Source organism: Vibrio sp. Vb0304 (assembly GCF_033338995.1).
Classification (GTDB): domain Bacteria; phylum Pseudomonadota; class Gammaproteobacteria; order Enterobacterales; family Vibrionaceae; genus Vibrio; species Vibrio alginolyticus.
Map to the genome: position 1 here is coordinate 1 of NZ_JAWOTT010000191.1, position 1,258 is coordinate 1,258.

Below are 1,258 nucleotides of genomic sequence, written 5' to 3' on the forward strand. Positions count from 1 at the left end.
AACTATGGCAGTTAGCGTTATTTTACTTCATCAACACGATAGTAATTTGGGAGGTATTTTCAACACCCAAAATGCTGATTCATCGAGTTCTAGGGATTAATCTATTGGTTGTACTGACCTCCGGCGCGTTAAACCTGACTCCAATATATAGAATTGAAACACCAATTTTAATGCTGACGAATATTTTAATTATTCTTCTGATAGGCAAATTGTTTTCTGACCTGTTTTGTAAACCTCAAAATGTGCGCAGAGTTTAGAAACTCGATATTAATAGTCACGCTATTTATGTAATGAATTTTGAAATAACACATACACATTTTTAGAAAATGGGCATTTATAATATTAAAGAGAGACCATTGTGAAATTAAAAATAGGACTGGTATTTTTAACCACTTTATTTACCCAGTTAAGTTTTGCTCAAGATTCATTTTTCCCTATTTGGGGAGATGAAGCAGAAAAGCGTGGCTATTCACTGCCAAAACCTTATGGTCTTTCCCTTTCATACATGGATATGAGCAATCCAATCACGGTCAACAGCATTGATTTAACAGGACATCCGGTACTTGAGGCACTTGATATTGATGCTAACCACGCCGATTTTAAAGGTTCCAATATTACTCTAAGGGGAGACGTGTGGATTTTCCCGTTTATGAATATCTATGGAATTATTGGTTATACCCAAGGCACGAGCACAGCAAAAATTAACGCTTTAAGTTGTGACACTTCCTCCGTACAAGGTATCGGAAACAAAGTTCTGTGCTCGCTGCTCGATGCAGCGGGTGACGAGCTACCGGATAGCGCCGCATTTGAGTTAGAGATGGACGGAGGAACCTATGGAGCAGGCACCACATTAGCTGGCGGGGTGGGAAATTGGTTCGCACTACTCGATATGAACTACACCTACACCAGCATAGCCGCCATTGATGGCAATATTAAAACCTTCGTGGCTGCCCCTCGAGTCGGATATCGCTGGCAATACGATGGCGGACGCGAACTGCGCGTATTTGTTGGCGCCATGTATCAAAATGTTCAACAAGAATTGTCTGGTGACCTCAAAAGCTTAAACCTACCACCGCAACTACTTGGCTTAGTTGAAAACTTGAGCCCTGATGCGGGCTTCAACGTAAGTCAAAGTGCCGATGAGAACTGGAACAGTGTACTTGGTTTCCAATATGCCTTTAACAAAGACTGGGAGATATTGATGGAGGCCGGATTTGGGGTGCGTGGGACCTTATTCTTTTCATTAGGTCGTCGATTC

At 41.7% G+C, this 1,258-nt stretch carries 1 protein-coding gene and 1 pseudogene; both read left to right on the plus strand.

The features are described from left to right. Window positions 1-257: pseudogene (locus R7P35_RS24890) on the plus strand (FUSC family protein); the annotation flags it as partial. Between the two features lie 101 nt (window positions 258-358). Beyond that, window positions 359-1,258, plus strand: a 900-nt coding sequence (locus tag R7P35_RS24895) for a hypothetical protein (RefSeq protein WP_276453591.1), incomplete at its 3' end; no start/stop codon positions are given.